This window comes from Rhodococcus sp. IEGM 1354, from assembly GCF_030056855.1.
GTDB lineage: Bacteria > Actinomycetota > Actinomycetes > Mycobacteriales > Mycobacteriaceae > Rhodococcoides.
In genome coordinates this window covers 1-210 of the sequence record NZ_JASHKT010000104.1, presented here as the reverse complement: position 1 = coordinate 210, position 210 = coordinate 1, and the positions used below count along the sequence as shown (strand labels likewise).

The window sequence follows — 210 nt, the reverse complement described above, 5'->3', positions numbered from 1 at the left end:
TTGCTATGTCCACCTTGCCGGACGTGCACCCGCCCTCCTCGAAACGACCGTTGCGTCGCGCTTCCGCCTCCCCCGAGTTGACCGGTGGACCGTCGTACGACCGTCCGCCGGGGTGCACCACGTGAGACGAGCACCCGCCGACTGCGCGCCCGGTCTGCATCTCCAACAGATCGAATCGCAAGGGACTCTGTACCTCGATCGTGGGATGCA

The 210-nt window shown here is 65.7% G+C and carries 1 protein-coding gene; it reads right to left on the bottom strand.

The features are described from left to right. Positions 1-181, bottom strand: a 181-nt coding sequence (locus QM588_RS25705) for a transglutaminase family protein (RefSeq protein ID WP_442972976.1), incomplete at its 3' end; no start/stop codon positions are given. Positions 182-210: the final 29 nt, after the last annotated feature.